Consider the following 2,176-nt stretch of genomic DNA (forward strand, 5'->3'; position numbering starts at 1 on the left):
AGCAGGCGGCGAAGCAGGAGCGGGCGGCGAAGCCGGAACGAGCGGCGCAGCAGGTCGGTCACGAACGCATCGCAATGAACTCGACGCTGACGCTCGCGCTGGTGACCGGTCAGTCGGTCGCCGACCTGACGCCGAATGTGATGACCAACCTTGGATGGTCGGAGATAAGGCTGCCGGCGCCGGCCTACGAGGGCGATACGATCTACAGCGAGTCGCGCATCGAGTCGCTGCGTGACTCGGCGAAGCGGTCTAATGTGGGCATCATGGGTATCAAAACGCTTGGGTACACCCAGGACGGTACGGTCGTGATCGAGTTCCTCCGAACCGTAATGATGTACCGCCGCGGTCACGCGCCGACGGTTGTGCGGCCGCGTCCGGCGAACGGCGGCGGCAGTCGAGTGAAAGCGGACCTAGCCGACTCAGCCTGAGGGCAGCATTGGACTCGCCTTCGATTGAACGTGCGTGGAGAGTGACTGAAAATGTCGAAATCAGCATTGCGCGTGCTTGAGATTATGGAATTCATTGCCAATACCCGCGATGGTTGCACGCACACGGCAGTCGCTCAAGGTTTGAACATCCCGAAGAGCAGCCTGACCGCGTTGCTTCAGGACCTGTCGTCCAAAGGATATCTGCAGCGCAAACCTGAAAGCGGCGTATTCACGATCGGCGTGCAGATACTCTGGCTCTCAAACTCCTATCTGCGCAATCTTAATCTGGTGAAATTGGGCCAGCCGATCGTCGCGGAGATCTACTCGCGAGTAAAGGAGTTCTCGGTGCTCGCGATTCCAAACGGGTCCGAATACGTGACGATTTGCACAGAAAGCGTGCCGTCGGTGTTCGGTCATACGCTGCAGCTTGGTTCGCGGGCGCCGATGTACTGTTCGGCCATGGGCCGAGCAATGCTCGCCTTCATGCCCACCGATCAGGTAGACGCAATACTCAACGATGGAACCCGCCCGAAGCTGACCGCGCATACAAAAACGTCGCTCGCCGACATCCATGCAGCGCTTGAGGATGTACGTAGAGCGGGCGTGGCGTTCGTGCGGGAAGAACAGTTGGCGGGCGTGGTGGGATTCGCGACACCGGTGTACGGCGCGACCGGCGTGCCGGTCGCTTCACTCGGCGTAGGTCTTCCCTCGTCGCAGTATAAAGAATCGGCTGCGCTCTTTATCGACGCGACGCTGAAAGAGGCCTCGCTGCGGTTGTCCAAATTGTTGGGCTGGACGTCAACCGTCGCGGCTTGAGGGACTACCGAGCGAACCGCGGGCCACCTGCTGGTTCTCTGGTTTCGGATTTAGCACAAACCGAAGCGCAGAAAAATGGTCGAGAAATTACCCGATCTATTAGTAACACATATCGAAGCGCATGGATGTCGTAACGAGGAAATCATGTCATATCACCTGTACGAATAGTAAAACTAATTGATTTTTTCCGGAAAATGGCGCGACTCATTTTTTCCACGCCCGTTCATATCGGGTTAGTGCAGGGGAGACGACGTTGAAGAGTGTTAAGTGGGTAGCGGGTACGGTCCTTGTGCTTGGCGCGCAGTACAGTCAGGCACAAAGTTCAGTCACTCTGTACGGTATCCTCGATCACGGTATCACGCATGTCAGTAATGTCGGCGCTTCGGTGACGCGGGCGGACTCGGGCGTGATTGTCGGGGAAAGGTTCGGCTTTCGTGGCGTAGAAGACCTGGGCGGCGGCCTTAGAACTGTCTTCACGTTGGAGAACGGTTTTGCGTCCTCCGATGGCGCATTCTGCCAGGGCGGCCTTCTGTTTGGACGGCAGGCCTGTGTGAGTATTGGAAGCAAGAATACGCTTCTCACCTTAGGCCGTCAGTATGACGCGTCCTGCGACATCCTCTCGATATACGGCATCGGAACCTACCTCGGTGGCTTCCCCGGTTTGCACAAGGGCGATATCGACCGGGTCGGCGGTGAGCGGAACAACAATGCCGTGAAGCTAACCAGCACTCCGCTGGCGGGCCTGACCGGGGTTCTGATGTACGGCTTCGGAAATCAGCCCGGCAGCGTCTCCCAGAACCAGCAGGTGAGCGCGGGCCTCAGGTATGCAACGGGACCGTTCAGTGTGGGCGCCGCCTTCACGCGGGTTCGCAACGCTGTGGTTAACGTCTACAGTACCTTTGACATCGCGACTTTTGACAACGCCTCTCTAG

General features: G+C 58.1%; 2 protein-coding genes and 1 pseudogene (1 of these 3 cut by a window edge). All 3 read left to right on the top strand.

What is annotated here, in order from left to right; genetic code table 11:
* On the top strand, positions 1-428 hold a 428-nt coding region (locus ACFFAR_RS30320), incomplete at its 5' end, for a MaoC family dehydratase (protein ID WP_375509126.1).
* A gap of 51 nt (positions 429-479) precedes the next feature.
* On the top strand, positions 480-1,244 hold the full coding sequence (locus tag ACFFAR_RS30325; RefSeq protein WP_375509127.1) for an IclR family transcriptional regulator: 765 nt from the start codon (positions 480-482) through the stop codon (positions 1,242-1,244).
* A 253-nt stretch (positions 1,245-1,497) separates the two neighbouring features.
* Positions 1,498-2,176: pseudogene (locus ACFFAR_RS30330) on the top strand (porin) (it continues 206 nt past the right edge of the window).

It is taken from the genome of uncultured Caballeronia sp., from assembly GCF_964243625.1.
Taxonomy (GTDB): Bacteria; Pseudomonadota; Gammaproteobacteria; order Burkholderiales; family Burkholderiaceae; genus Caballeronia.